The organism is Paenarthrobacter sp. 2TAF44, from assembly GCF_052114885.1.
Classification (GTDB): domain Bacteria; phylum Actinomycetota; class Actinomycetes; order Actinomycetales; family Micrococcaceae; genus Arthrobacter.
Genome location: NZ_JBFRFP010000001.1, coordinates 115,671 through 140,553 on the forward strand (window position 1 = coordinate 115,671; position 24,883 = coordinate 140,553).

At 62.1% G+C, this 24,883-nt stretch carries 22 protein-coding genes; 17 read left to right on the forward strand and 5 right to left on the reverse strand.

The window, feature by feature from the left end; translation table 11 throughout:
* Positions 1-82 precede the first annotated feature (82 nt).
* Positions 83-1,327, forward strand: a complete 1,245-nt coding sequence (gene ligD / locus AB4Z15_RS00525) for a non-homologous end-joining DNA ligase (RefSeq protein ID WP_442015552.1) — start codon at positions 83-85, stop codon at positions 1,325-1,327.
* Here the strand turns inward: ligD and AB4Z15_RS00530 are convergent, their stop codons facing one another.
* The 3 genes from AB4Z15_RS00530 to AB4Z15_RS00540 all read right to left on the reverse strand — a co-directional run bounded on the left by AB4Z15_RS00530 (position 1,328) and on the right by AB4Z15_RS00540 (position 4,575).
* A complete protein-coding gene (locus AB4Z15_RS00530) occupies positions 1,328-1,939 on the reverse strand; it encodes a dihydrofolate reductase family protein (RefSeq protein WP_442015553.1) in 612 nt (203 codons plus the stop codon).
* A gap of 114 nt (positions 1,940-2,053) precedes the next feature.
* Positions 2,054-3,769: a thiamine pyrophosphate-binding protein gene (locus AB4Z15_RS00535; RefSeq protein ID WP_442015554.1), complete on the reverse strand. Its 1,716-nt coding sequence runs from the start codon at positions 3,767-3,769 to the stop codon at positions 2,054-2,056.
* Positions 3,766-4,575, reverse strand: coding sequence for a cyclase family protein (locus tag AB4Z15_RS00540; RefSeq protein WP_442015555.1), 810 nt, complete (start codon positions 4,573-4,575; stop codon positions 3,766-3,768). Before AB4Z15_RS00540 ends, AB4Z15_RS00535 begins: the two co-directional genes overlap by 4 nt.
* Positions 4,576-4,916: 341 nt before the next feature.
* On the opposite strand from AB4Z15_RS00540, the gene AB4Z15_RS00545 reads away from it, so the two are divergent.
* The 9 genes from AB4Z15_RS00545 (at position 4,917) to AB4Z15_RS00585 (ending at position 13,744) form a co-directional block, all read left to right on the forward strand.
* Positions 4,917-6,245 carry an MFS transporter gene (locus tag AB4Z15_RS00545; protein ID WP_442015556.1) on the forward strand — a complete coding sequence of 443 codons (1,329 nt, stop codon included), beginning with the start codon at positions 4,917-4,919 and terminating at the stop codon, positions 6,243-6,245.
* Between the two features lie 49 nt (positions 6,246-6,294).
* Positions 6,295-7,434, forward strand: a complete 1,140-nt coding sequence (locus AB4Z15_RS00550; protein WP_442015557.1) for a thiolase family protein — start codon at positions 6,295-6,297, stop codon at positions 7,432-7,434.
* Positions 7,431-7,748, forward strand: a complete 318-nt coding sequence (locus AB4Z15_RS00555) for a zinc ribbon domain-containing protein (RefSeq protein WP_442015558.1) — start codon at positions 7,431-7,433, stop codon at positions 7,746-7,748. The genes AB4Z15_RS00550 and AB4Z15_RS00555 overlap by 4 nt, the downstream gene beginning before the upstream one ends.
* Positions 7,745-9,361, forward strand: coding sequence for an ATP-dependent acyl-CoA ligase (locus AB4Z15_RS00560; RefSeq protein ID WP_442015559.1), 1,617 nt, complete (start codon positions 7,745-7,747; stop codon positions 9,359-9,361). The genes AB4Z15_RS00555 and AB4Z15_RS00560 overlap by 4 nt, the downstream gene beginning before the upstream one ends.
* Positions 9,362-9,422: 61 nt before the next feature.
* Entirely contained in the window at positions 9,423-10,397 is a 975-nt protein-coding gene (locus tag AB4Z15_RS00565; protein ID WP_442015560.1) for a LysR substrate-binding domain-containing protein, read from the forward strand.
* 144 nt (positions 10,398-10,541) lie between these two features.
* On the forward strand, positions 10,542-10,733 hold the full coding sequence (locus tag AB4Z15_RS00570; protein ID WP_442015561.1) for a hypothetical protein: 192 nt from the start codon (positions 10,542-10,544) through the stop codon (positions 10,731-10,733).
* 159 nt (positions 10,734-10,892) lie between these two features.
* On the forward strand, positions 10,893-11,408 hold the full coding sequence (locus AB4Z15_RS00575) for a flavin reductase family protein (RefSeq protein WP_442015562.1): 516 nt from the start codon (positions 10,893-10,895) through the stop codon (positions 11,406-11,408).
* 68 nt (positions 11,409-11,476) lie between these two features.
* The gene (locus AB4Z15_RS00580) at positions 11,477-12,577 is read left to right on the forward strand and encodes an LLM class flavin-dependent oxidoreductase (protein ID WP_442015563.1); all 1,101 of its coding nucleotides are present in this window, start codon (positions 11,477-11,479) and stop codon (positions 12,575-12,577) included.
* A gap of 102 nt (positions 12,578-12,679) precedes the next feature.
* Complete coding sequence (locus AB4Z15_RS00585) at positions 12,680-13,744, forward strand: AraC family transcriptional regulator (protein WP_442015564.1); 1,065 nt, start codon at positions 12,680-12,682, stop codon at positions 13,742-13,744.
* Positions 13,745-13,774: 30 nt separating this feature from the next.
* On the opposite strand, the gene AB4Z15_RS00590 is transcribed toward AB4Z15_RS00585, so the two are convergent.
* On the reverse strand, positions 13,775-14,785 hold the full coding sequence (locus AB4Z15_RS00590) for an AraC family transcriptional regulator (protein ID WP_442015565.1): 1,011 nt from the start codon (positions 14,783-14,785) through the stop codon (positions 13,775-13,777).
* A 297-nt stretch (positions 14,786-15,082) separates the two neighbouring features.
* Here AB4Z15_RS00590 and AB4Z15_RS00595 point away from each other — a divergent pair, with 297 nt between their 5' ends.
* The 6 genes from AB4Z15_RS00595 (at position 15,083) to AB4Z15_RS00620 (ending at position 23,199) form a co-directional block, all read left to right on the forward strand.
* Positions 15,083-15,877: an SDR family oxidoreductase gene (locus AB4Z15_RS00595; RefSeq protein WP_442015566.1), complete on the forward strand. Its 795-nt coding sequence runs from the start codon at positions 15,083-15,085 to the stop codon at positions 15,875-15,877.
* Between the two features lie 110 nt (positions 15,878-15,987).
* Positions 15,988-17,265, forward strand: coding sequence for a styrene monooxygenase/indole monooxygenase family protein (locus AB4Z15_RS00600; protein WP_442015567.1), 1,278 nt, complete (start codon positions 15,988-15,990; stop codon positions 17,263-17,265).
* Positions 17,266-17,315: 50 nt separating this feature from the next.
* Positions 17,316-19,091 carry a flavin reductase gene (locus tag AB4Z15_RS00605; RefSeq protein WP_442015568.1) on the forward strand — a complete coding sequence of 592 codons (1,776 nt, stop codon included), beginning with the start codon at positions 17,316-17,318 and terminating at the stop codon, positions 19,089-19,091.
* A 16-nt stretch (positions 19,092-19,107) separates the two neighbouring features.
* On the forward strand, positions 19,108-20,685 hold the full coding sequence (locus AB4Z15_RS00610; protein WP_442015569.1) for a phytoene desaturase family protein: 1,578 nt from the start codon (positions 19,108-19,110) through the stop codon (positions 20,683-20,685).
* A gap of 28 nt (positions 20,686-20,713) precedes the next feature.
* Positions 20,714-21,526, forward strand: coding sequence for a cyclase family protein (locus tag AB4Z15_RS00615; protein ID WP_442015570.1), 813 nt, complete (start codon positions 20,714-20,716; stop codon positions 21,524-21,526).
* Positions 21,523-23,199, forward strand: a complete 1,677-nt coding sequence (locus tag AB4Z15_RS00620) for a thiamine pyrophosphate-binding protein (RefSeq protein WP_442015571.1) — start codon at positions 21,523-21,525, stop codon at positions 23,197-23,199. Before AB4Z15_RS00615 ends, AB4Z15_RS00620 begins: the two co-directional genes overlap by 4 nt.
* A gap of 82 nt (positions 23,200-23,281) precedes the next feature.
* Here AB4Z15_RS00620 and AB4Z15_RS00625 read toward each other — a convergent pair whose 3' ends face one another.
* Positions 23,282-24,175, reverse strand: a complete 894-nt coding sequence (locus AB4Z15_RS00625; RefSeq protein ID WP_442015572.1) for a PaaX family transcriptional regulator — start codon at positions 24,173-24,175, stop codon at positions 23,282-23,284.
* Between the two features lie 279 nt (positions 24,176-24,454).
* On the opposite strand from AB4Z15_RS00625, the gene AB4Z15_RS00630 reads away from it, so the two are divergent.
* Positions 24,455-24,874, forward strand: coding sequence for a nuclear transport factor 2 family protein (locus AB4Z15_RS00630; RefSeq protein WP_442015573.1), 420 nt, complete (start codon positions 24,455-24,457; stop codon positions 24,872-24,874).
* The last annotated feature ends 9 nt before the right edge of the window (positions 24,875-24,883 follow it).

A 24,883-nucleotide genomic window follows, 5' to 3' on the forward strand; every position in this document is an offset into this window, starting at 1 on the left:
GTGGTGGTGGACTGACATGGTCAATATAGTCGCCCACGCCCTTGGTCTGGCTGGGACCGCCGATCGTTGCTAGCGTGGCGGCATGAACCCGTCGAAGACTCCGGCAGAGATTCTGGACATAGGCGACGCCGAAGTTCGCGTCTCCAATCCGGACAAGGTGGTTTTCCCCGAACCCGGGCTAACGAAGCTGGATTTAGTCCGCTACTACCTTTCAGTTGCGGAGGGTGCGCTGCGGGGTGCCGGCGGCCGCCCCATGGTGCTCAAGCGCTTCCCCAAGGGCATCGACGCTGAGCCGTTCTTTCAGAAACGCGTTCCCGAAAACCATCCGGAGTTCATTGATACGGCTACGCTGCACTACTCATCGGGGACCTCAGCAGAAGAAACTGTCATCCGGGACGCTGCCGGTTTGGCGTGGGTGGTGAATCTTGGCTGCCTGGACCTCAACCCCCACCCGGTACGTGCCGAGGACCTTGATCATCCCGACGAACTTCGAATCGACCTCGATCCCATGCCCGGTGTGGATTGGTCGCAAATCGTCGATGTCGCTTATGTGGCGCGCGAGGTGCTTGACGACGTCGGGCTGGTGGGGTGGCCCAAGACGAGCGGGTCCCGGGGACTGCACATTTTGGTGCGAATCGCCCCGGAGTGGTCTTACAGCGAGCTGCGGCTCGCTGCGGAGACCCTTGCCCGGGAGGTCGAGAACCGCGCACCTGGGCTCGCCACGGCACGGTGGTGGAAGGAAGAACGCGGCGAGAGCGTCTTCGTCGACTTCAACCAGAATGCGAAGGACCGGACTGTTGCCTCGGCGTACTCTGTCCGGCCCCGGCCCGATGCCCGGGTTTCTACTCCGCTGACGTGGGCCGAGTTCACGTCCGCGAGGCCCGAACAATTCACCGTCCGCTCAGTGCCCGAACGCTTCGCGGAGCTGGGCGATCCCCATGCTGGCATCGATGACGCCGTGGGGTCCCTTGAGGGTCTGCTGGCCTTGGCCAAGGAACTTGGTCCCGCCGAGAAGGCACCGCGCGCCGGCGACGGGTCAGGCCGCCGGGTTTCAACGATGCCACTCATTGAGGTGGCCCGCACCAAGACAAAGCCCCAGGCGGTGGCCGCCCTCGATGAATGGAAAGCCCGGCACGCTGACGTGGTCCCGGAGCTGCACCCGGCGGATGTACTCATCGACGGGATGCGCGGTTCGAGTTCGCTCTGGTACAGGGTCCGGGTGAACCTGCAGCACATCCCCGAAGCAAAGCGCCCGGCCCAGGAGGAGCTCATCGCCGACTACGACCCGTGGGCCGGCAAGGAATGGCCCGGCCGTCCGGCATCCTGACTACCCTTCGCCGATGTCGATGCCTGTAACCGGCGCACCCGCGCGCTCGTAGGCAAGGGCCACCGCGCCCGTCGGGAACCCCTGCGGTGGTTGCGCGAACCGGAACGCTGCCGGCACGCCGGCGCCGTCAGGGAACAACTTCTTTCCGGCTCCAAGCGTGATGGGGTAAAGGAAAAGGTTCAGCCGATCAACGACGTCGGCCTTCAGCAAGGACCGCACCAGCTCGCCGCTGCCTATGACATGGATGTCCTCGAACCGATCCTTCAGGGCAGCCACTTCCGCCACCTCGGACAACGCCGTAGTGCCCGCCCAGCCAGGGTCCGTCAGCGAGCGGGAGACGACGAACTTCGGCAGGGCGTTGAACGTACCGGCAATCGGGTCATCGGCCCGGTTGGGCCAGTATCCCGCGAAGATGTCGTAGGTTTTGCGTCCCAAGAGCAGCGCATCCATGCGGTTGATTCCCGCGACGATCGCCTGGCCCGTTTCCTCATCGGAATAGGCCGCCTGCCAGCCGCCGAATTCGAAGCCGCCCTCACGGTCCTCATCAGGTCCACCCGGGCCTTGATACACGCCATCAAGGGTGATGAACAGGTCGACGGAGAGGATTCCCATAATGTACTCCTTCGCAGGGGAGGCAACCCGGATGCCGCCTCCAACCGTACGCCGATCGGGATAACCCGGAATCGACATCATTGCGAGCCAGACTAGCGACTCCGCCGTTCAGCCTCAATGGCCCTTAAAGGCCTCGGCCAGCCACCACGCGCCACCATCGGAAGCGATCCGGGCGTCAATGACCATCGGGACATTCCGAGGACCCGCAACCCACTCCTCCACCGGGGCCAGATCCGCCACGCACCGGACTCTTACGGTGGCAGCACCGTAGCCCGCGGCGATGGAGGCGATATCTGTGGTGGGGAATCGAACCACTTCCAGGTCTTCATCATCTGCATCGAAGTGATGGACCTCGGCGCCGTACGCGGAATCGTTGTAGACAATCACCGCCATGGGAATCCGCTCACGGACCAGCGTCTCCAATTCCGAAATGGCCATGAGGAAGCCACCATCGCCAGTGCCCAGGACCGGCACGCGTTCCGGTTGGGCTTTCGCCGCGCCGATCGCAGTGGACAACCCCAGCCCAATCGACTGAAAAGCCTGCGTGAAGCAAAAGCCATACTCATCAGGAACGGACAGGTAGGCGCTTGGGTACCCCATGAAATTGCCTGAATCAACGGAAACAATCCGATTGTCGGGCAGGATCCGGTCGAGCTCGCGGCTGAGCACCCGGGGATCGATGGTCCCCGCAGCGGACAGGTCTGCCGTGTCCACCGAGTTCCAGCGCGCGTGCACAGCTATCCGATCAGCCATCTGTGGGGTACGCAGGCCAACCGCCTGGTGTCCGGCAGAACGCAGTTCATTGAGCACAGCAAGGGCTGTCTCGCTGCAATCCCCCAGTACCCCCAGATCGATGGACCGGTTTGCCCCCAGTGCCGAGTCCTCAAGGTCCACTTGCACCACTTTTGTTCCCGGGCCAATGAGCGAACCATGGCGCATCGTCCACATGTTCAGCGCACAGCCCCACCCGACGATCAAGTCCGCTTCCCGTACAGTGTCCGCGGTGAACGGTGAGGAGAATCCACCGGAAATACCGAGGTTGAATGCGTCGCCGTTGAAGAGTCCGTGAGCGACAGCGGAGGTCGCCACGAGCGCGCCTGCGGTTTCGGCGAGCGCTGCGATGTCCGGCCCTGCCTCGCGGCCTCCACGGCCAGCCACAAATACGGGCTTCTTCGCGCCTTGGATGAGTTCTGCCAGTTTGCTGACAGCCGCCCCTGAGGGCCTGATCCGCTGCCGGGGTTCCAAAGTCTCCAAGAGGCCGATTCCTACCGGCGCCTCTGCACTTTGGATGTCTGTCGGCAGGGAAAGGACCACCGTGCGGCGTTCGTTTACTGCCGTCCGGTAGGCGCGGAGGGTGTCTGCTACTGCGCTTTGCGGCGAGTGGACCCGCTCAGCCACTGCACCGACGCTTCGGGCAAGTGCATCCTGATCGATGGTGAAGTTGGACCTGACTGCGGATGCAGCCGTGTCCGCGGTTAGGACAATCATGGGGGTTCGGCTCTTCGCTGCCTCGCCGATTCCTGTTACAGCATTGGTCAGCCCACAACCCTGATGCGTGGTGACGACTCCGACCTTGCCTGACATCCTCCCGTAGGCATCAGCCATGGTGGCGGCGCCCCCTTCGTGCCTTGCTGCGGCATAGGGCACTCCCGCCCGGCGCAGTGCGTTTGTCACGACGAAATTTCCGCTGCCCACCACTCCGAAGACGTGGCCGACGCCAAGCCGGGCGAGGGTGTTCCCCACGAGTTCGGCAACATTGTCAGAGCGGGATGCGGGGGCCAGCGTGGTGCAGTCCTCCTTGAGTACCGGGCTGCCGGTGGTGACGGTCATCGTGATTCTCCTTCTTTGAGCGCGAACACGCGGGCTGGGCTTCCGGTTCCGCCAACGATTGGCAAGGGCGCAACGATGAGGGCTGCTCCGGTTGGGGGCAGTTGGTCCAGATTTTGCAATGAGGTGATTCCGTATTTGTCGTTCCCCAGCAGGAAGTGGTGGGCCGGAAATGGAGGTTCCTGTCCACCGGCGGCCCCGGCATCGATGCCAACGGTTTCCACTCCAATGCCGGACAGCGAAGACTCCTCGGCAATCCATCGGGCGCATTCGACCGTGAGCCCGGGAGAATGTGGGCCGTGCTCGTCCTTGTTCAGGAATCGTTGTCGGTCTTGGGAGCGCTTGTCCCACCCCGTTCGAATGAGGAGCCAGCCGCCGTCGGGCAGTGGTCCGTAGGTTTCCTCCCATCGGCGGATGTGGTGAAGGTCCAGGAGAAAGTCCGGGTCCGCAGTAGCCTCCTCGGTCGCATCAAGGACGATTGCCGGGCCCACGAGCCGGGCGGGTTCGATCTGGGCGACGTCTTTGCCGTCACGCCCGGTGATCCAGTGCACCGGGGCGTCCAGATGGGTGCCTATGTGTTCGCCGGTGTGGATGTTGTGATGCTTCCAGAAGGATCCGGGGTTGTTGTAGGCGGAGACCTCTTCGAGGCTGAAGTCAATGAGGTTTGCGAAGGGTTCCGGCAGTTCGAGAGTTGGAGTGTTGATCGAGAGCCTGGTGGTCAGGTCAATGACATCAATCCGGCCCGTGGCGAGGCCGGCAAGCACCTGGGCTACGCTGCCTTGGCGCACGTCAATATTGCTGGTATCCATGAGAGTTCCTTGGGGATGGGTTCGCCGTCGATGAGGGCGTTGAGGGTCCCGTGGCGGTGCGCAACAGGACTTGTGGCTGCGACATTAGCAGCACATTCATACGCACCGGAACAGCGTTTTTGTGCAAATCGCAAGGGTTACCCGGAAAGGCATAGCCCCTGGCAAAACCGGCATTCGACGTTCCCCTGAGCCCGGGGGAAACTGAAATCAGCAGCTGTAACGCCCATCACAATTGACCGTTTCGATCATGAAGCGGACAACCTGATCCGCAGAGTTTCAGCCAGGACGACACGTCGAATTGGCCGGACGATTGCCAGAGCTTTTCGCACTAAGGAGCAACAATGTCCCATCCACAGCACACCTTGCCGGGACAACGTCCCGGCGTCCGTCGGTACGTTGTTGCCTCGCTCGTGGGCAATGCGCTGGAGTGGTATGACTTCTTCCTCTACGCCACTGCATCGGCAGTCGTCTTTGGTCGGTTGTTTTTCCCCTCCGACGTCGACCCCCTGGTTGGTACCATGGCCGCCTTCGCCGGTTTCGCCGTCGGGTTTGCAGCCCGTCCTCTGGGCGGCATCATTTTCGGACACATCGGCGACAGGCTGGGGCGCAAGCGCGCATTGGTCATGACCCTGTCCATCATGGGAATCAGCACAGCCCTCATGGGCTTGCTGCCCACCTATGCGCAAGTAGGGCTGTGGGCCCCTGCCTTGTTGATCCTGCTCAGGGTCATCCAGGGCATCGCGGCCGGTGGTGAATGGGGCGGAGGCGTCCTGCTGATCAGCGAGAACTCCTCCACTACCCGCAGGGGCATGCTCTCCGCCTTCAGCCAGGGAGGAATTTCGCTCGGCTTCGTGCTGTCCTCCTTGGTCTTCTTTGTGGTCCAGTTGATGCCGGACGCCCAGTTCCTGGCATGGGGCTGGCGCGTCCCGTTCCTCCTGAGCGTGGTGCTGCTGGCAGTAGGTGCCTACATCCGCTTCCGGCTACCGGAAAGCAAGGAGTTCACCGTCGCCAGTCACAGCAAGCAACACCGCCTCCCCGTGCTTGCGGCCATCAAAACCCACCCCCGCGAAATCCTCGTCGCCATGGGACTTCGTGTGGCCGAGAACGGCGGCTCGTACATTTTCCTCTCCTTCTCCATTGCCTATGGAGTTCACGTGGGCGTGGACAAGGGCCTGCTGCTGATGGCAGTGGCAGTATCCATGCTTGTCTCGTTTGGCACCTACATCTTCTTCGGCCATCTCTCAGACAGGATTGGACGGCGTCCTGTCTACGCCCTTGGTGCAGTTGGCATGGGTGCCATGGCTTTCCCGTTCTTTTCCATGATTGATTCCAACACTCCCGCCATCGTCATCCTGGCCTTCCTCCTGGGCAATGGCCTCTGCCACGGCGCAATGATCGGAACGCAGCCAGCTTTCTTCCACGAACTGTTCAACGCCGAGGTCCGCTATTCCGCGATGGCGATCGCCCACGAGCTCGCAGCGGTCTTTGCCGGCGGATTCGCCCCGTTGATCGCCACAGCCTTGCTGCTGCAATACGGTTCCTCCATCCCGGTATCCCTTTATGTGATTGGCCTGGTCTTGGTCACGCTCATAGCACTGGGTTTCTCCCGCCATGGCATCAAAGCCGACCAGAAGGAAAAGGCCGGCCACGAGGCAGAAGTTCTCTCGTAGGCACCCAAAAGTTCCTCTGCTCTGCTGTCGTTCTTTAGAAAGGATGGCCATGACGGTCTCCATCATCGGGACTGGACAGTCCCCCTACACCCGGCACCCTTCAGCAGGGACAACGACGTCCCAGACTATTGCCCGGGCTGTGAGCAAGGCCTTGCATGATGCCGGCCTCCAAACGAGCGACGTGGATGGGTTTGCGGTATCCAGCTTCACGCTCGCACCCGATCACGCCATCGATCTGGCCTGGCGCATGGGCCTTCGACTCTCCTGGCTAATGCAAGACACCAACGGGGGCGCCAGCGCAGGCGGAATGCTCCAGCATGCCGTCCGCGCCATTGAAGCAGGCGACGCAAACGTCATCGTTCTGGCCGCAGGCGACCTCATGGACCAGGCCGCGTTCTCACGTCTTGTTGCCAGTTACAACAAGGCGACTGAAGAGCACCTGGCGCCCCTGCCGATGAACGGACCGAATGCCCTCTTTGCGATGCTCACGTCCCGCCAGATGGAGCGCCTCGGACTCTGCCGTGAAGATTACGGCCGCATCGCCGTGGCGCAGCGCCAATGGGCCATGGATAACCCAGCTGCTGTCTACCGCAAATCGCTAAGCATGGACGAATACCTTAACGCCCCGATGGTTGCCACCCCCTTGGGCCGATACGACTGTGTACCTCCCGTTACCGGGGCGGACGCCGTTGTCCTGGTGGCAGATCGGAGCAAGGGAACTCCCCGCGCCAAAGTGCTTTCCGTAAAGGCCTCGTACAACTCCGACCAACAGTCCGACGACGGCCTGGCAACGGGCCTGCAAGCCTGCGCAACCAACGGCTGGGAGCAGGCCGGGATCGGTCCGGGCGACATAGGCCTCGCCTGCGTGTATGACGACTACCCGGCCATGGTGGTGGCGCAATTGGCGGATCTGGGCCTTCTTTCAAATCAGGACAACCCGGCCGACTTCATCGAACACCGAATTGCCACGCGCCTGTTGCCCGTCAACACCTCCGGAGGCCAGCTTTCGGCCGGCCAGGCCGGGGCTGCGGGCGGAATGCACGGACTGGTTGAAGCCGCCGCCCAGCTGATGGGGCGAGCTGGGGCCCGCCAGGTCACGGCACGCCACGCAGTCGTGAGCGGTTACGGGATGGTCCTGTACCGTTACGGGGCCTGCGCCACGATGTCGGTGCTGGAGGCAGCCCAATGAGCGCCGCCATCCAAGCCTGCCTTGGATGCGGGAGCCTCCTCTTTCCGGCACGTCTCCTCTGCCCACGCTGCGGACAGGATGACTTTTCGACGGTCCAGGCCGAGCAGGCAGACGTCCAGCAGACAACGCAACTGGCCGACGGCACGCTTCTGGCCACGTTGACCATCCCGAACGGGCCTCATGTCATTGCCCGCGTGACCGGCGGCACGACAGTGCCCGGTGAAAGCCTGCCGCTCACCAACAACCCAAACGCCGGCCCCGGCGTCCACGCCTTCATCCCTGTCCCCTCAAACGTAAATCAGGATCAGCCATGAACCCTCAAGTAACAGGCCCAAACCTCCGTCCCCTGACCATCCCGGAAATGCTCCTTGAACGGGTCCGGAAAGCTCCTGCAGCGCCTCTTTTCCGCTGCGGTGAAATTCGTCGGGACAGCCAGATGATGGCCGACGCCGCTGCCCGCGCTGGCGGCCTGCTGCGCAGTGCCGGGATCGAGGCTGGTCAAACAGTGGCCCTGATGTCCTCAAACAGGACAGAACTGCTGGACTTCATCCTGGGCTGCGCATGGATCGGCGCCGTCGCTGTCCCCGTGAACACGGCGAGCAGGGGCGAACAGTTGCGCCATGTCCTGACCAACTCCCGGCCGGCACTGATGGTGGCTGAAGCTGAACTGCTGCCACATATCGCCGCAGCTGGTCCCGTACCGGACCTACAGCAGGTGTGGGTATTTGATGGTCCGACGGCGGACATCACCACTGCTTTCGAGGCCACCCCCGCTTTCGAGGTCACTCCGGTCCCTGAACCGGTTCCCGGAGTGGAGCCAGTGGAAACAGGACCGGCAGACACGGCTGCCATCCTTTACACCTCCGGCACCACCGGGGTATCCAAGGGTGTGCTGTGCCCTCAAGGGCAGTTCTATTGGTGGGCTGAAAATATGTCAGACCAGCTGGGCCTGAGGCCCGATGACGTGCTCTACACCTGTTTGCCGCTGTTTCACACGAACGCCCTCAATGCCTTCATGCAGGCCGTCGCTTGCGGAGGCGAGTACGTACTCGGCCCACGGTTTTCGGCCTCGCGGTTCTGGGCAGATGCGTCCTCAGCGGGAGCGACGGTGACATACCTTCTGGGCGCGATGGTCGGAATACTCGCTGGCAAGGAGCCGGGACCGGGTGATCGGAACCACCACATTCGCCTGGCCCTTTCCCCGGCCACACCTGCCCGGCTGGTCGGACCCTTCCAGGAGCGGTTCGGAGTGCTCCTTCTGGACGGCTACGGATCCACCGAGACGAACTCGGTGATCGGGTCCACGCCCCATCAGTGGCGCCCAGGGTACGTCGGCCGGGTGCGGCCCGGATTCTCCATCCGCGTTGTGGACGCCCACGGAGTGCCCGTTCCCAACGGGCAGCCGGGTGAGTTGCTCATCCGCAGTGACCAGCCCCATGCAATGGCCACCGGATATCATTCCATGCCCGAGGCGACAACGAAGGCGTGGCAGGATCTCTGGTTCCATTCCGGGGACAGGGTCGTCCTGGAAGAGGACGGGTGGGTCCGGTTTGTTGACCGCATCAAGGACGTCATCCGGCGCCGCGGGGAAAACATCTCCTCAGTGGAGGTTGAGCAGGTTCTGCGGCAGCATCCCGCCGTCCAGGAGGCTGCCGTGTACGCAGTGGATTCCGAACTCGGTGAAGATGAGGTCATGGCCGCGTTGGTCCTCCGTGAGCCTGTGGATTTTGCCGAGTTGTGCCAGTTCTGTGTTCCCCGGCTCGCTTCCTTCGCCATACCCCGCTTCCTGCGGGTGGTGGATGAACTGCCCCAGACCGAGAACGGCAAAGTGCGCAAACAGGTGCTCAAAGCCGCTGGCCGGGAGGCAGCACAGTGGGACCGGGACGTCGCCTCCCCGCGCCGGGCTGCTGCTGTTGCTGCCCGCTGATTGATCCCGGCCCGCTGCCGGGTGCAGCAGCCCGGAGGATGAGGACCCGTAGGATGAAGACATGGACCTGCGGGCGCTGCTGACAACCCACGTAAAGCTGCGTCACCTTGTTATTGTGCTCGCCGTCGCAGAGCAAGGCAGCCTTGTCCGGGCCGCCGAAGAACTCTATCTGACACAGCCGGCGTTGAGCCGGGCTTTACGGGAAGCCGAGCATGCCATCGGCGCGCCTCTTTTCGAGAGAACAGCGCGTGGGATGGTGCCTACGCTGGCCGGGGAGGCATGCCTTGAGCATGCAAAAGCGATCGTCGGCCATCTCAGCACCCTGCGGCGACGGGTAGAGGAACTGGCCGACCCGGCGTCGGGCCTTGTCAAGGTGGGCGCTCATGTCACCGGAGCCAATCTCCTGTTGCCGCGCGCCGTCGCCCGGCTCACCGCCGAAAAGCCACGGGTGGAAGTCCGTCTGCGCGAAGCACCCCCGGAGACGCTGATCCAGGAACTGGGTAACGGTGACCTGGACCTGTTGGTAGGCCGGGTGACCGACCATCCCAGTACCGCCCGGCTACGGCTCGCCCCGCTGTATCGCGAGGACTTCCGTATCGTCGCCGCTCCGTGGCACCCCGCCCACGCCATACCCGAAGTCTCCCTGCAGGACCTGGCAGATTACCGATGGGTGGTACCACTTGCCAACACGCCCCTTCGGGATGAGCTCGAACAGAACTTCCGGAATGCTGGACTTGCCCCTCCTGCGCAACAGGTCGAATCCGGCGCTCCGGCCACCGTACGTACGCTCGTGGTGGAGGCCGGGTTCCTGGCCCTCATGCCGGAGTCCATGGCCTTGGCTGAACCGGATATAAAGATCGTCGGCCTTCATCTGAACGGACTCGCTCAACAAGTGGGCCTGTTGCTCCATCCGGATAGGCCGTTGGCCCCCAGTGCAGCGCTCTTGGCAGAAAAGCTCCGGGAAGTCGGAGACGAGATGGCGCGCGAACTTGCCGAACGGTCCCTGCCTTCGACCGACGCCCCCAGAGAAGGCTGAGCGAAGACCAGCAAGAAAGCCTTGTTCGTTGTCAACAATTGACGATATTGTTGTTGCATCCGTCTGCGAAAGGGCAGTCACAATGCGACAACGTCGTCGTGTATCACCCTGGAAGCTATCCAAGCCGGGGAAGGTTCTGACGCCATGCTGAGCTTGAGCGTCATCATCGCAGCGGCACTGGTGACGAGCTTCAGTGCAGTCTCCCTCATGCCACGGTCCATGCCAGGAGGGCTGCGGCGTTCCAAGGGCGGCTTCCTCCTGCAGCTCGCCGGGGGAATCCTCGCGCTGGCGTCCGTCGTGATTGCCGTCAACATCCAGCTGGGCGCGTTCCAATGACAGGAACGCCGCCTCGTACTTTCCCTGCTGGATTAGGGATTGGGGCGCGGCGCTAGTTGGCGCAAAACGGCCATAAGTCAGCGAAGAACGGATAGTCCAGTCAGCCTGCGATCCGCAGAATTGTGGAACGTTCGCAACACTGACTGGAGGTGGCACACGATGTGGACTGAAAGCATCCAACAGCAACCGTTTGTAGCAAAAGACCTGGAAGCCTGTGAGGTCCCTCCGGACCTGAGGTCCGTCATGCGGCATTGGCCCTCCGGCGTCAGCGTCGTGACAACGGCGGCGGGTGGTCGACGGGCCGGCATGGTCATGAACAGCTTCGCGTCCGTCTCCCTGGACCCGGCCCTTGTCTCATGGTGCGTGGACAAAGCATCGTCCAGCATTGAGACCTGGATGGCGACAGATAACTTCTCCATCCACGTTTTGGGGAAAGATCTTGGGCACTACGTCCCCCGCTTCGCCCAGCGCGGCAAGGACAAGTTTGAAGGTCTCACTCCCCTTGTGGGATATACCGGCGCGCCTGCGTTGCCGGACGTAGGGCTGCGACTCGACTGCCGGCTATGGGCCCGATATGAGGGCGGCGACCACATGATCCTGGTCGGCCAAGTGGACCACATAACGCAACCGGAGTCGTTCGATCCCCTGCTCTTTCAGCACTTGCGGAAACCGTAGAACAGCGCCTGACGGCTCGTGACATCACCAACACTTTGACAGGACCAGAAAGAGGAATCATGCATCCCATGAACAGAAAAGACCACTTCAGGCTCGGACTATTCTCGGCAAATTGCTCTGGAGGATTGGCCGTTACGAAGATTCCCGAAAGATGGGGAGCAACGTGGGAGGAAAACCTTCGGATGGCCCGCATAGCCGACCAAGCAGGAATTGATTTCCTGCTGCCCATCGCGAGATGGATCGGTTACAAGGGCGATACGAACTTTCATGGTTCGGTACTCGAGCCCATTCCCTGGGCCGCCGCGCTCCTGGCCGCCACCGAAAGGATTTCTGTCTTCTCAACGGTTCACACAGCGTTCAACCATCCACTGGTGACGGCGAAGCAGATCGCCACCCTTGATGCGATCGGTGGCGGCCGTGCTGGACTGAATATCGTGGCCGGCTGGAATCAACCCGAGTACGAAACCATGGGCGTGGACATGGCGGAGGCCCATGACGATCGCTACGGTTTCGCCCAGGAGTGGTGGGAGGTGGTGCGCCGAGCATGGCAAGAGGAAGGAGTCTTTGATTTCGATGGGAAATTCTTCTCGCTTAAGCATGTTGAGGCATCGCCGAAGCCCGCCGGTGGAAAGGTTCCCATTCTCAATGCGGGTTCCTCCGCGCAAGGCAGGAACTTCGCTGGAAGGAACTCGGATTTCGTCTTCACGGTGGTCGGCGGGCCCGAGGACGGGGCGGAAATTGTCCGCTCCGTGAGAAGCCAGGCGATGGCGAATTACCAGCGTGAGGTTGGTGTTCTGACGCTTAGCCATGTGGTGTGCCGGCCGAGCCATCAGGAGGCAACGGACTATCTCGCGTATTACGCAGAAGAGAATGCCGATTGGGGTGCGGTGGACTACCTGATGAATCTGCAGGGTCTGCACGCGGAGTCCTTCACCAAGGAAATGTTGGGGACCATGCGATCCCGTTTTGCCGCGGGCCATGGCTCCTGCCCGCTCGTGGGCACACCCGATGAAGTGGCCGGAGAAATTGCCCGCTTCGCCAAGGCCGGTTTTGACGGGATGACACTTGCCTTTGTGGACTACGCGGGCGAGCTTGAGTACTTCGTCCAGGAGGTACTCCCGCGCTTGGAGAAGCTGGGCGTCCGCGAACCGGCACTTGCCAATGTATAGAAGCAATGACTATCGTCAAGCACACGCTATATGCCTTTGACGATGTTCGAGGAGCAGCTGGCAGTACCGGGATCCAGATCTCGGTCAGGGAAAGGTCACTACATGGACTCAACGGGTGCGGTCGACGCTGTTTCATGTCAGTTGCCTGCGGATAGACCCCTTGAGGCACATGCTCTAACCCGCAGCACCTCGGCAGCAGTTGTCCGTGACTCGGTCAACAGCCTGACGTCGGATGAGCATCTGCTCGTTCCGCATCAGGGACGCGGAATCGACGGGACGGTCAACGGTCTTGTGGCGGGCGCCATCAGCCTGGTTTTTGTCTCGTACGGCACTGGGGTCACGATTGTCAGTCCGCCTTCGGGTCGCCGGGCGCTGCTTGTCATCCCGAGGGGTCCGATGCTCGTGGAATCCTGCGGCAACCAGTGGGTGGCGAACACTCCGTTCGCTTTGAGCTCCCATCATCAGACCGAGATGGTTCCGGATCCACTGCGCGGAGCCCTGGTTGGCGGTGTCGACGCAGATGTGCTGGAAAACTATTTGGCGGCTACGTCGAATCGCGTGCTGGTCAAGCCCATTTCCCTTGCCAGCGACGTTCCCTTACAGCTCAGCAATCCAAACATGGTGTCGCAAACCTGGTTGGAAGCCTGCCGCCAGCTGGACCAGGGCATCGCAGGAGAATCTGTCACGTGGCTTGAGAATATCCTTCTTGCCACAATGTCCGCCGGGCTTGCTCCTTTCCTGGAGCCGGCTTTCGCCCCCTTGCCTGGCAACAAGGGGGCTCCGGCGTACGTTGAGTCAGCCTGCAATTACCTGGAGCAGAACCTGGGGGCAAACATCCGGATTGATGATGTGGCCTCCGCCGTCGGTATCAGTACAAGGCAGCTGCATAATGCCTTTCAGGCGCACATCGGCCAGAGCCCCGCACACGTACTGAGAGACATGAGGCTGGCGCGTGCACGCCGGACGTTGGAGGGACAGGCCGGTCCAGTCGCGGCCACGGTGGCCGAAGCCGCCTTCGACGCCGGCTTCTCCCACCTTGGGCGGTTTGCCGCATACTACAGCGAAAAGTACAAGGAATCGCCGTCCGCTACGCTGCAAAGATTGCGGGGCGTCCCTAAACAGCAGGCCTCTAAACCTCCGCAGTGGGTTGGTCAAGTGAGTCATTGAGGACCATCTCACGCTGACACCCGAGCGAGGCTAGCGGCGAAGGCTCTCTGATGGCAGCTCGCCGAACGTGTCGAGGTAGAGGGCCGAGAAGCGCCCTTGATGGGAGAAACCGCAGCGTTCAGCGATCGAAACTATGGTTTCCTGTCCGGGGGCAGCGGCGAGAAGCAGTTCGCGGGCCCGGTCCAGGCGTACCCTCCTCAACAACTCCGACGGCGTTGCCCCCACTTCGGAGCGAAGAGCCAGTTGCAGGGTACGCACCGACACTCCCAGATTCTCTGCGATGTCTGGAACCGCCAACTCCTCAGAGGCGTGCCGTTCCAGCAGTTCCCGGAATTGTCGTATCAACCGGCTTTCGGAAGCCGGACTGGAGCGGTCAGCCTTGGTCACAGGATTCATCGCCAGGAGCAGCCGTGAAACCATCGTGTCCGCGAGAAGCTTCTGGACGAAGCTTGGAGCCGTCCTTTGCTCCTGGCTGATCATGTCGTCGTGGAGTTCGACGACAGACCTCAGGAATGCCCGGCCGGCAGAGCCGGTGAGGTCCATCGCGTAGCCGAGTTTCACGCTCTCCTCCGGATCGCCTCTGCCGGGATCACGACCGTGCGGATCCTCGCCATAGAGTTGCGCCGCTACGGAAGCAAGGGCGAGGCGGCTCACGTAGACAATCAAATGCGGGGTTCCGCGATCCCACGTCATGGTGAATGGGCGGTCGATCGGCGGTACTGTCGCGGTTTTGGGGCTGGACTCCACGGAGGATGAGCCCACTTCCATGTGTGCGCGGCCCGCGAGGGGGATCTGGATGAGATGGAAGTTCTCCAGGCCTTCCGGACTGATCCGGACGTTGGCGCCATAATCCAGGAATTCGATGCCAACATCACCGCGATGCAACGAGCGCAGCTTCATGTCCACGGACGTCCCCCGGGTTTGCGGAACGAGATCGTGACCGCAGAACAAATCGGCGATTTTCTGGTGCGCATCATCCACGTCGGTCGTGGTCACTGTTGGGAGACCCCGTAGGACATCACGGGGAAGGATTCTCACCATTGCGCGTTCCTTCCCCGGTTTTCGTTTTTCGGATGAGCCCTGCGCCAAGCGGATAGACCCGTTTTTCGCCTGTGAATAGAGTCGCTCTTAGAACAAGTATGACGCACGTCATAGAAACGCAGCAACGAAACCGACGGAAGGGGTGAGCAGAGATGAAGAACGTCAAGCTGGTCCATGATCGCCGAAGCGAGTGGGAACGGACTCATCCGAAGCCCGCACCCAGGCCCACCGTCAAGTAGGCACGGCCTCCCACCCCACGACCTCCCACCCCATGGATTCACTACGAAAGGTTTAGCTATGTCAGCACTCTCGGGCAGGACCGCAGTCGTCACAGGCGGCGTCACCAAGATCGGCCAAGGCGTCGCGAAGGCGCTGCGCGATGCCGGTGCCACCGTTGTGGTCGCCGACATCGACGCCGACGGCGGCGCCCAGCTCCACACGCTGGGAAGTGACATCAGCTTTTCCCTCACTGACATCACAGATGACGCAGCGGTGGCGCGGCTCATGGACGATACGGCAGCATCCCACGGAGGCATCGACATCCTCGTCAACCTGGCCTGCAGCTACAAGGACGACGGTGCGGCTTCGGACAGGAACGATTGGCTACAGGCACTGAACGTCAACGTGGTGAGCGCCGTCATGGCAAGCAACGCGGCGCGCCCGTACCTGAAGGCGTCCCGGCACGGAGCCATCATCAACTTCACCTCGATTTCGAGTTCCGTCGCCCAGACGGGCCGCTGGCTCTACCCCGCGGGCAAGGCCGCACTGGTCCAGCTGACCCGGAGCATGGCAGTCGATCTCGCCGACGACGGCATCCGTGTCAATTCGGTCAGCCCCGGATGGGTGTGGAGCAACATCATGGACACCCTGTCCGGCGGCGACCTTGACAAAACGGACTCGGTGGCAGCCCCGTTCCACGCCCTGAAGCGGGTGGGACGGCCAGAGGAGATCGGAGCCGTGGTTGCCTTCCTCGCCAGCGACGCTGCCAGCTTCGTCACAGGAGCTGATTGGGCCGTCGACGGCGGCTACTCCGCTTTGGGACCCGAACGCGCCGAAGAAGCTATCCCACTACTTGCCGCCGAAAAGAGGTGACGACACATGAATGACATCAAGCTCGTACACATTGGTCTCCCCGGCTGGGAACAAACCCATCCCGAGCCAACGCCGAGGCCAGGCCAAATATCTTCCCCCATCATTTACGGATGCAGAGACAGCAGAAAGACAAGGTCAACACTATGACACAGCGCCACATCACCATCGTCGGAGCAGGGCAATCGGGTCTGCAACTTGGCATCGGTTTGCTTAAGGCCGGATTCGCGGTCACCACGATCTCCAACCGCACCGCCGAAGAAATCCACGAGGGAAAAGTCTCCTCCAGCCAATGCATCTTCCACGATGCCCTTGAGCACGAGAGGGCGCTCGGTCTGGATTTCTGGCCTGACGCTCCCACCGTGGATGGAATATCGTTCACGATCCCCCATCCTGAGGTTGCTGGTGAGAAGGCCATCAGTTGGGCCTCTCGTCTGGATGACCCGGCCAAGTCCATTGACCAGCGGGTCAAATTCCCGAGGTTCATGGAAGAGTTCGTGGCGCAGGGAGGCGAGCTCGTGTTCGAGGACGCCGGCGTTGAAGAACTGGAGCGTTACTCCCTTTACTCCGATCTGGTGATTGTGGCTGCCGGCAAGGGAGAAATTGCGCAGCTCTTCACCCGCGATGCCCAGCGCAGCGCCTATGACGCACCGCAACGCGCTTTGGCGTTGACGTACGTCACGGGAATGGAGCCCAGGGCAGAACACTCGGCCGTTTCCTTCAACCTGATTCCGGGGGTGGGCGAGTATTTTGCTTTCCCGGCGCTCACCACCACCGGTCCGTGCGAAATCATGGTTTTCGAGGGCATCCCGGGCGGACCCATGGATTGCTGGAAGGGCCTGACTGCCGGGGAACACCTGGAGACGTCCAAAAACATCCTGAAGCAGTTCTTGCCGTGGGAAGCACGCCGTGCATCCGACGTCGAGCTGACCGATCCCAACGGGTTCCTGCAGGGCCGGTTCGCTCCTACTGTCCGCCACCCCATCGCCACGCTTCCCAGTGGCAAGAAGGTCCTGGGACTCGCCGACGTCGTGGTCCTGAACGACCCCATCACCGGCCAGGGCTCCAACAACGCCAGTAAATGTGCGGCGTCCTACTTGCAGAGCATCGCGGCGCACGGCGAAGGTGCCTTCGACGCAGCGTTCATGCAGGCCACTTTCGAAACGTATTGGAACTATGCACAGCACGTAGCACAGTGGACGAACGCGCTGCTGGCTCCGCCGCCCCCGCATGTCCTTTCGCTTCTGGGAGCGGCCGGTCAGTCGGCCGAGATCGCGCACCGGTTCGCCAACGGATTCAACAACCCGCCGGACTTCCAGGAATGGTTCATGGATCCGGATAAGGCCGCTGCATACCTTGCAAGCGTGGGCTCTGCCGTACCCGCGACCTGATAGTCGCTCCACTACTCCTGGCAACAACGTTCCTCGAAGGAAAACCAGACATGCGAAAGATCGCAATCATCGGAGCCGGCGAATCCGGCGCCCAACTGGCCTTGGGCCTGCAGCGGGAGGGGTATGAAATCACCCTATTCTCGGACCGTTCGGCCGCTCAAATCCGTACCGGCAAGGTCATGTCCAGCCAATGCATGTTCCCCACCGCGCTGGCCGCCGAAGCGCAGCTAAGTTCAGCCCTCACCAAGCTCTATGACGACGAAGCCGTGCCCGGGATCGGTGCCATCCGATTGCGTGTGGAAGGCGAATCCGGCTCAGCCGCCATCGAGTGGGAGGCGCCCCTTGAGGGGACCGCCCGCTCCGTGGATCAGCGCATCAAGAGTGCGGCCTGGATCGAGACCTTTGTGTCTGGCGGCGGCGACTTCCGTATAGAGAAAGTCACGCCGCGCTTGCTGGAGGAGCTCACTCGGGTCTACGAGCTGGCGATCGTTAGCACCGGAAAGGGCGAGATCGCCCAGATCTTCCCCAAGGACAGGTCCAAGTCGCCGTTCGACCGGCCACAAAGAGTGCTCGCCATGAATTATGTCTCACTCGATACGGTGTCATTCGACTCGGTCTCAACCGATACATCCAACGACCCCGCCGACCAGCCCAGCGACAGCATTCGCATGTCCGTAGTCCCCGGAGTCGGGGAATTCTTCACCTTCCCCGGACTCACCGTGTCCGGGCCCTGCCAGATGATGGTCTTTGAAGGCGTCGTAGGCGGCCCGATGGATAGGTGGACCGATGTTACAAGTCCACAGGAACAGCTGAGCCGATCACTGGAAATCCTGGAAGAGCATTTCCCCCACGAGGCGAAGAACTTCGCCAACGCAACGCTCACCGATGAGGGCGCAACACTCCTGGGCCGGATCACCCCGACCGTTCGCTCGGCAGTTGGCGAACTGGGCAATGGCAACCTTGTCTTCGGCCTGGGCGACGCCGTCCTGCTCAACGATCCCCTCACCGGGCAGGGGTCCAACAACGCGACGCTGGCCGCCAAGTACTACCTGGATTCCATCGTGCGGCGAGGGCAGCAGCCTTTCGACAAGCAGTGGATGGAACGCACCTTTGACGAGTTCTGGCGGGGCTGGGGTCAGTGGGCTGTGGCGTGGACAAATGACATGCTCAAACCCCGGCGGGAACACCAACAGGCCGTCCTGGCCGAAGCAGCTGACCACCCGGCTCTGGCCGCAAGCATCGCTGGAGGTTTCGATGATCCCCGCACGTTCTACCCATGGTGGTTCGATCCCGCAGCTGCCGCCGAGTTTGTGCAGGCACGCAAGGACGAAGATTCGTCAGCTTTTGATCTGAGGGACTTCCGGGGCGCCCTCGGACAATTCGCTACGGGCGTCACGGTGGTCACCACCCTTGGAGTCGACGGGCGGAAAGTGGGCATGACCGCTAACTCCTTCACGTCCGTTTCCATGGAACCTCCGCTGGTGTTGTGGTGCCCCAGCAAGCGGGCTCCCAGCCTGGTGGACTTCCAGGACGCCACGCACTTCGCCATCAACATCCTTGCCAGTGACCAGCACGTCCTCTCGCGCCAGTTCGCAACGCCGGCTACAGACAAATTCGCCGGCGCGGAAACCAGCGAGGGAATCGCCGGAATCCCGTTGCTGGACGGTGCCGTTGCCACGTTCCAGTGCCGGACCGTCTCACGACACGATGCCGGCGACCATGTCATCTACGTCGGCGAGGTGGAGAAGTACGAGAATGCTGGAGGGGAACCACTCCTGTTCCACAGCGGCAAGTACCACGCCGCGACCAACCACCCGGACTTCTGAGATGACGGTGCCCTCCATGACGGACTCCACTGATATTGCCATCATTGGTTCGGGGATCAACTCCCTGGTAGCCGCTGCGGAGCTTGCAATGGCCGGGAAGCGCGTCTGCCTCATTGAAAGGGCCGACAGGCTGGGCGGCTTCATCCATTCAGGGGAACGCACGCTCCCCGGGTTCGTCCACGATTCCTTCTCTTCCTGGCACCCCCTGTTCGTTTCCGGGGGCGCTTACCAGGCTTTGGGAAGCGAACTGCATGCGAGGGGATTGGAATACTGCAATTCCGACGGCGCGGTGACGGCCAGCGTGGCAGCCGATCCAAAGACAGGGCAACACAGGGTGGTCGTGGCCCATCGCGACCCGGCACTCACTGCTTCGGCTTTGCAGGAGCACGGAGACGAAGGCGCCTACCTGGCCATGCTGGAGGACCTCGGCCGCAATGCAGGGACCATTTTCGGTGCGTTCGGTGCTGAACTGCGCTCTTTCAAGGAGGTGCTGGCAATCGCCGCCGGCGCTTTGAGGCGAGGAAAGGTCAAGGGTACCGAGGCTTTCGTCCGCGATTCGCTCATGAGTGGCCGCAACTACCTCCGCAGCCGCTTCAACGGATGGCAAACCGACCAGCTGTGGTCCCCTTGGCTCCTTCACGCCGGCCTCGGCCCCGACCAAGCGACCGGGGGCGTCATGCTTCCAGTTATGGCGTTGAGCATGCACAGCTTTGGCCTCCCGGTGGTGAAAGGCGGAGCCTCGAACTTCATCGCTGCTTTCGAGACCCTCCTGAGGGATAAAGGCGTCCGGATCATGCTGGACACAGAAGCCAAAGAAGTCCTGGTCGATTCCAAGGGTGCAACGGGAGTGAAAACCTCCAACGGACTGGTCAGCGCACCGACCGTCCTGGCAAACGTGTCACCCCAGGCCCTGTATTCCAAGCTGTTGCGCCAGCCACCAGCGGGGTTGGCCGAAGCAGCCGCGCGTTACCAGAACGGCCGCGGGGCCATGCAGATCCACCTGGCCCTGGACAAACCGGTCCAATGGCTCGATCCCCGGTTGGGTTCCGTGCCCCTGGTTCACTTGAGCAACGGTTCGGACAGCACTGCAATTGCTTGCGCCCAAGCCGAGGCGGGACTCTTGCCTACGGAACCTACCGTCGTCGTCGGTCAACAGTGCGTCCTGGATCCTTCCAGAGCCCCAGCAGGCAAAGCGACACTATGGCTGCAGTTACAGGAAGTGCCCTTCTCCCCCGTGGCGGATGCCGCAGGGGCGCTCGCCGTTGACGGCGGCTGGACACAGGAACTCAAGGAACAGTACATGGAACGCGTCCTGACCAGGCTCGAACAATTCGCGCCGGGCACCAAGGCGTCCGTCCTGGCCTGGGACATCCTGGCACCGACCGATCTGGCTGCGGAAAACCCCAATGCCGTCAACGGCGATCCGTACGGTGGATCCGCGGAGCTCTTCCAAAACCTCCTCTGGCGGCCCTTTCCCCAGGCCGCAAACCACAAAACCTCCGTCAAGGGATTGTGGCACATCGGCGCGTCCACCCATCCCGGCCCCGGGTTATCCGGCGGATCGGGGCATTTGGTTGCTCAGAAATTGAAATGAACCCACACATCAACCCGACAGGAGAACAATGTCTGTTCTAAATGAGCTCACCGCAGGCTTGTCATCCGGCGCCATCGACGTCGTCGACCTCACCACGCCGCTCAGCGGTGATACCCCGATTCTGAATCTTCCCCAACCCCTGGCCAACACTGTTGGGCTTTCGCTGACTCCCGTCAGCAATTTCGACGACGCCGGACCGGCCTGGGCGTGGAACGACGTCACGGTGGGCGAACACGCCGGGACGCACCTGGACGCTCCCGTCCACTGGATCACGGGCAAGGACGGGAAGTCTGTTGACCGGATCGAGCCGCACCGCCTGGTGGGGCCGGCCGTGGTGATTGACAAGAGCGCCGAAGCCGCACAGGACGCCGATTTCCTGCTGGAGCCCGAACACTTTGAGCAGTGGCAGCAGGAGCATGGGCCCTTCCCGGAAAACTGCTGGGTCATCTTCCGCACCGGCTGGTCCGCTCGTGGCGGTAACGCTGCGGACTTCATGAACGCTGACGACGCCGGCCCCCACACTCCGGGGGTCTCCGCGGCTGGTGCCAAATGGCTGGCGGGAAACGCGTCGATCAGCGGCTTCGGCGTGGAAACGGTCGGCATTGACGCCGGCCAGGCCGCAACGCTGGACCCGATGTTCCCCGTCCATTCGTTCCTGCTCGGCGCTGACAAATACGGTGTGACGTCGCTGCGGAACGTTGATCGCCTCCCGGTCACCGGCGCGACGCTGGTGGTTGCACCCCTGCCTATCGTTGGTGGGACGGGAAGCCCCAGCCGCGTTTATGCGCTGGTTGAGAGCTCGGCAAATACCGCAAGCACGGCTTCGGAGCCGGGCGCATGAGCGAGCAGGTAAGAGTCTCTACGCTGGTGGGCCGGACGCTGGCAAAACTGGGAGTCGGTCACGTCTTCGGGGTGGTGGGTAGCGGCAACTTCGACGTCACCAGCACCCTGATGAGCGCCGGCATTCCGTACACTGCTGCCCGCCATGAGGGCGGCGCTGCCACCATGGCCGATGCCTACTCCAGGATGTCGGGCAAGGTGGGTGTGGTGACCACGCACCAAGGATGTGGGCTGACCAACGCGATCACCGGCGTCGGAGAAGCTGCCAAGAGCCGCACACCGATGATCGTGCTGACGGCCGATACGCAGGCGGCGGCCATCCGTTCCAACTTCAAGATCGATCAGGATGCCCTGGCGCGCAGTGTCGGGGCCGTGGCGGAACGGATCCACTCCCCCGAAACGGCTGTAGCGGATACCGTCCGGGCCTTCCGAACAGCGGTGAACGAGCGCAGGACCGTGGTCCTCAGCTTGCCCTTGGATGTCCAAAGCGGAACCGCGGCCGATACGGTGAGTACCGTCGTCGTGCCTGTACCGGCGCGGCTTCGTCCGGATACCAGCGCAGTGAACCAGCTGGTGGAGCTGATCTCGAACGCGAAACGTCCCGTGTTTGTAGCGGGCCGCGGCGGCAGGGGCGCCCGGGATTCCATCCTGGCCCTGGCCCGGCACGCGGGCGCGCTCGTGGCGACCTCGGCTGTGGCCAACGGGCTGTTCAACGGCGATTCCCATAACTTGGGCATCTCCGGCGGGTTCTCCTCTCCCCTGACCGCGGAGCTTATTACCTCAGCGGACCTGATTATCGGGTGGGGGTGCACCCTGAATATGTGGACCATGCGTCACGGCCGGCTGATCTCGGCCGGGACAAAAGTAGTCCAGATCGACGTCGAAGATTCCTCGTTGGGCGCCAACAGGCAGATCACCCTGGGCGTGCTGGGTGATTCCGCCCTCACGGCCGAGGACGCCCTGGACGTCCTCAGGACCATCCAGCCTGCACCGGCGGAAAAGTACCGCACCGAGCAGAACGCCCTGGCCATCAAACAAAGTGCACGGTGGCGGGACGTGGAGACTCCGGACCTTGGCACGGCGACGTCGATCGACCCACGGGTCATCAGCCGGGAACTGGATACCATCCTTCCCGCGGACAGGATTGTCGCAGTGGATTCGGGCAACTTCATGGGCTACCCCAGCCAGTATTTGGCGGTGCCGGACGAATTCGGGTTCTGTTTTACCCAGGCATTCCAGGCCATTGGCCTTGGCCTCTACACGGCAATCGGCGCTGCCATAGCGCAACCGCAGCGGTTGCCGGTCCTGGGTGCCGGAGACGGTGGGTTCCTGATGGGCATCAGCGAACTGGAGACCGCCGTCCGGCTGAAGCTGCCGCTGGTCTGCATCGTCTACAACGATGCCGCGTACGGCGCTGAGGTCCACCACTTCGCCGAGCACCACCCCCAAGAGGAATTGGGCAGCGTGTCCTTCCCCGAGACGGATATTGCCGCGATCGCCCGGGGATACGGAGCCGAAGGCGTGACTGTCCGAACGCTTGAGGACCTGCAGCCAGTGCGGGAATGGGTTGCCGCCTTCCGGGACGGTGGGCAGGACCGGCCGTTAGTGATCGATGCCAAGATCGCCTCGGACGGTGGCTCCTGGTGGCTGGCGGAGGCCTTCCAGGGGCACTGAAAACCGGATGGGTCGATGGAAAAAGGGTTGGGGCGCAATGCTGCCCCAACCCTTTTCACGGTTGTGTATGTGCAGACCTTTGTTAAAGGGCTGCGACTGCAACCGCGTCTGACTTTGCAGGTGATCCGACGACGGACAGGGCATAATCATGGGCCTTCGGACTTAGCAGCTCGTGCAGCTTGGTGAAGAGCTCCTGCGCGGCCAGTCCATGCCAATTTTCAGGCAGGTATTCTTCCGGGAGCCCGGGGTCCATATAGGGAAGCCTCCGCCACTGGGTAACCATGGGAACGTAATCCACAAAGGCCTGCTTCAGCGGTTCGACCGCCCCAGCCTTCTCTTCGTGGTTCTCCCAGCGATCGAGTACGGGCTGATGCCGTGCAATGAAGTCCGTGTACAGGGTTTCCAACGACGGCAGATCCCACCATTGGCCCACCTTCTCCTCCAGGTGGCCGCCGGTCAGATGGGTTGCCTTGAAGAGCTCCACGTAGTCCATGAGCGCGGCCCGCCGCAGCTGGTGTTCGACGTCGGACGCAAGATTTCCGGGTGCGATCCACAACCCCGGAGACACCTGCCCACAGCCAATACGGGTCAGGATGCTCCGGAGCTTGTGTCGCAAGTGCCGCTGTGTCTCGGGGACCGAGAATGAGGCGAGGAGCCATGCGTCGTCTTTGTCCGCACGACGGGGAGCGAAAATCCGTTCGTCACCGGCATTGAAAACGTCCTCGAGTCCCGGCGAGAGTTTGTAGGCCGCAGAATTCCCGCGTTTCACGCTGACCAGGACTCCGCGTTTCTTCAGCCGCGAAACCGACGAACGTACGCCTGCTGATTCAACTCCCAGGTCCCCCAAGAGTTGTACGAGGTCAGCGATCGCGAACGTTCCGTCCTGATGGCGGGCATACAAGCCATAGACAGTGACGATCAGGTGTTGATGGCGCGGCGTCGGGGCAACGTCCGGCGCGGCGTCGGCCTTGGCCATTCAGCGCTACCTCTATTGGTTCAGGGATGGACTTAGGGTCTTAGGCTACATCCCTGAATGGCCGCAGGTTCACGGCTCTACCTGCTGTACGTGCTGTACACGGACGGGTTTTAGTTCAGAGCGTGAACCAGACCCGGATGAAATCCGCACCCTGCCGGAGATTTAGGGTCTGGAGTGGAGGGCTGATTGCGCGTAAATTGGCGCCAGGCTGGGCATCTCATCACGCGCGTCCAGAAGCGCGGTTGAAGGTGGCAAACACTGAGCGGAAGGAAACCAAGGTTGAGTGAAGTCATAGACCGGCTCTTGCTGGCGATGAACGCGCACGATCTCGAGGGGATGGCAGCGCTGTTCCACGAGAACTACCACAGCGAGCAGCCCGCCCACCCTGGCCGGACTTTCACAGGCAGGGGTCAGATGCACGCGAACTGGGCTGCGATGTTCGCTGGAATACCTGACTTTCGGACAGAATCGATCCGCACAGTCGACGACGGAAACACCACATGGACAGAATGGTCATGGACCGGTAATCGTACCGACGGGCAACCCTTCCAAGCCCGTGGGGTCACACTCTTCGAAGTAAACGACGGCCTGATCACGTCCGGCAGGCTGTATATGGAGGACGTCGAAGCCGAGGCAGTGGGGATCGAGCAAGCCGTTGAAAATCTATCCGGGCGCCGGCCGGATCCGACCGGGTCCTAAGCCGGGAAG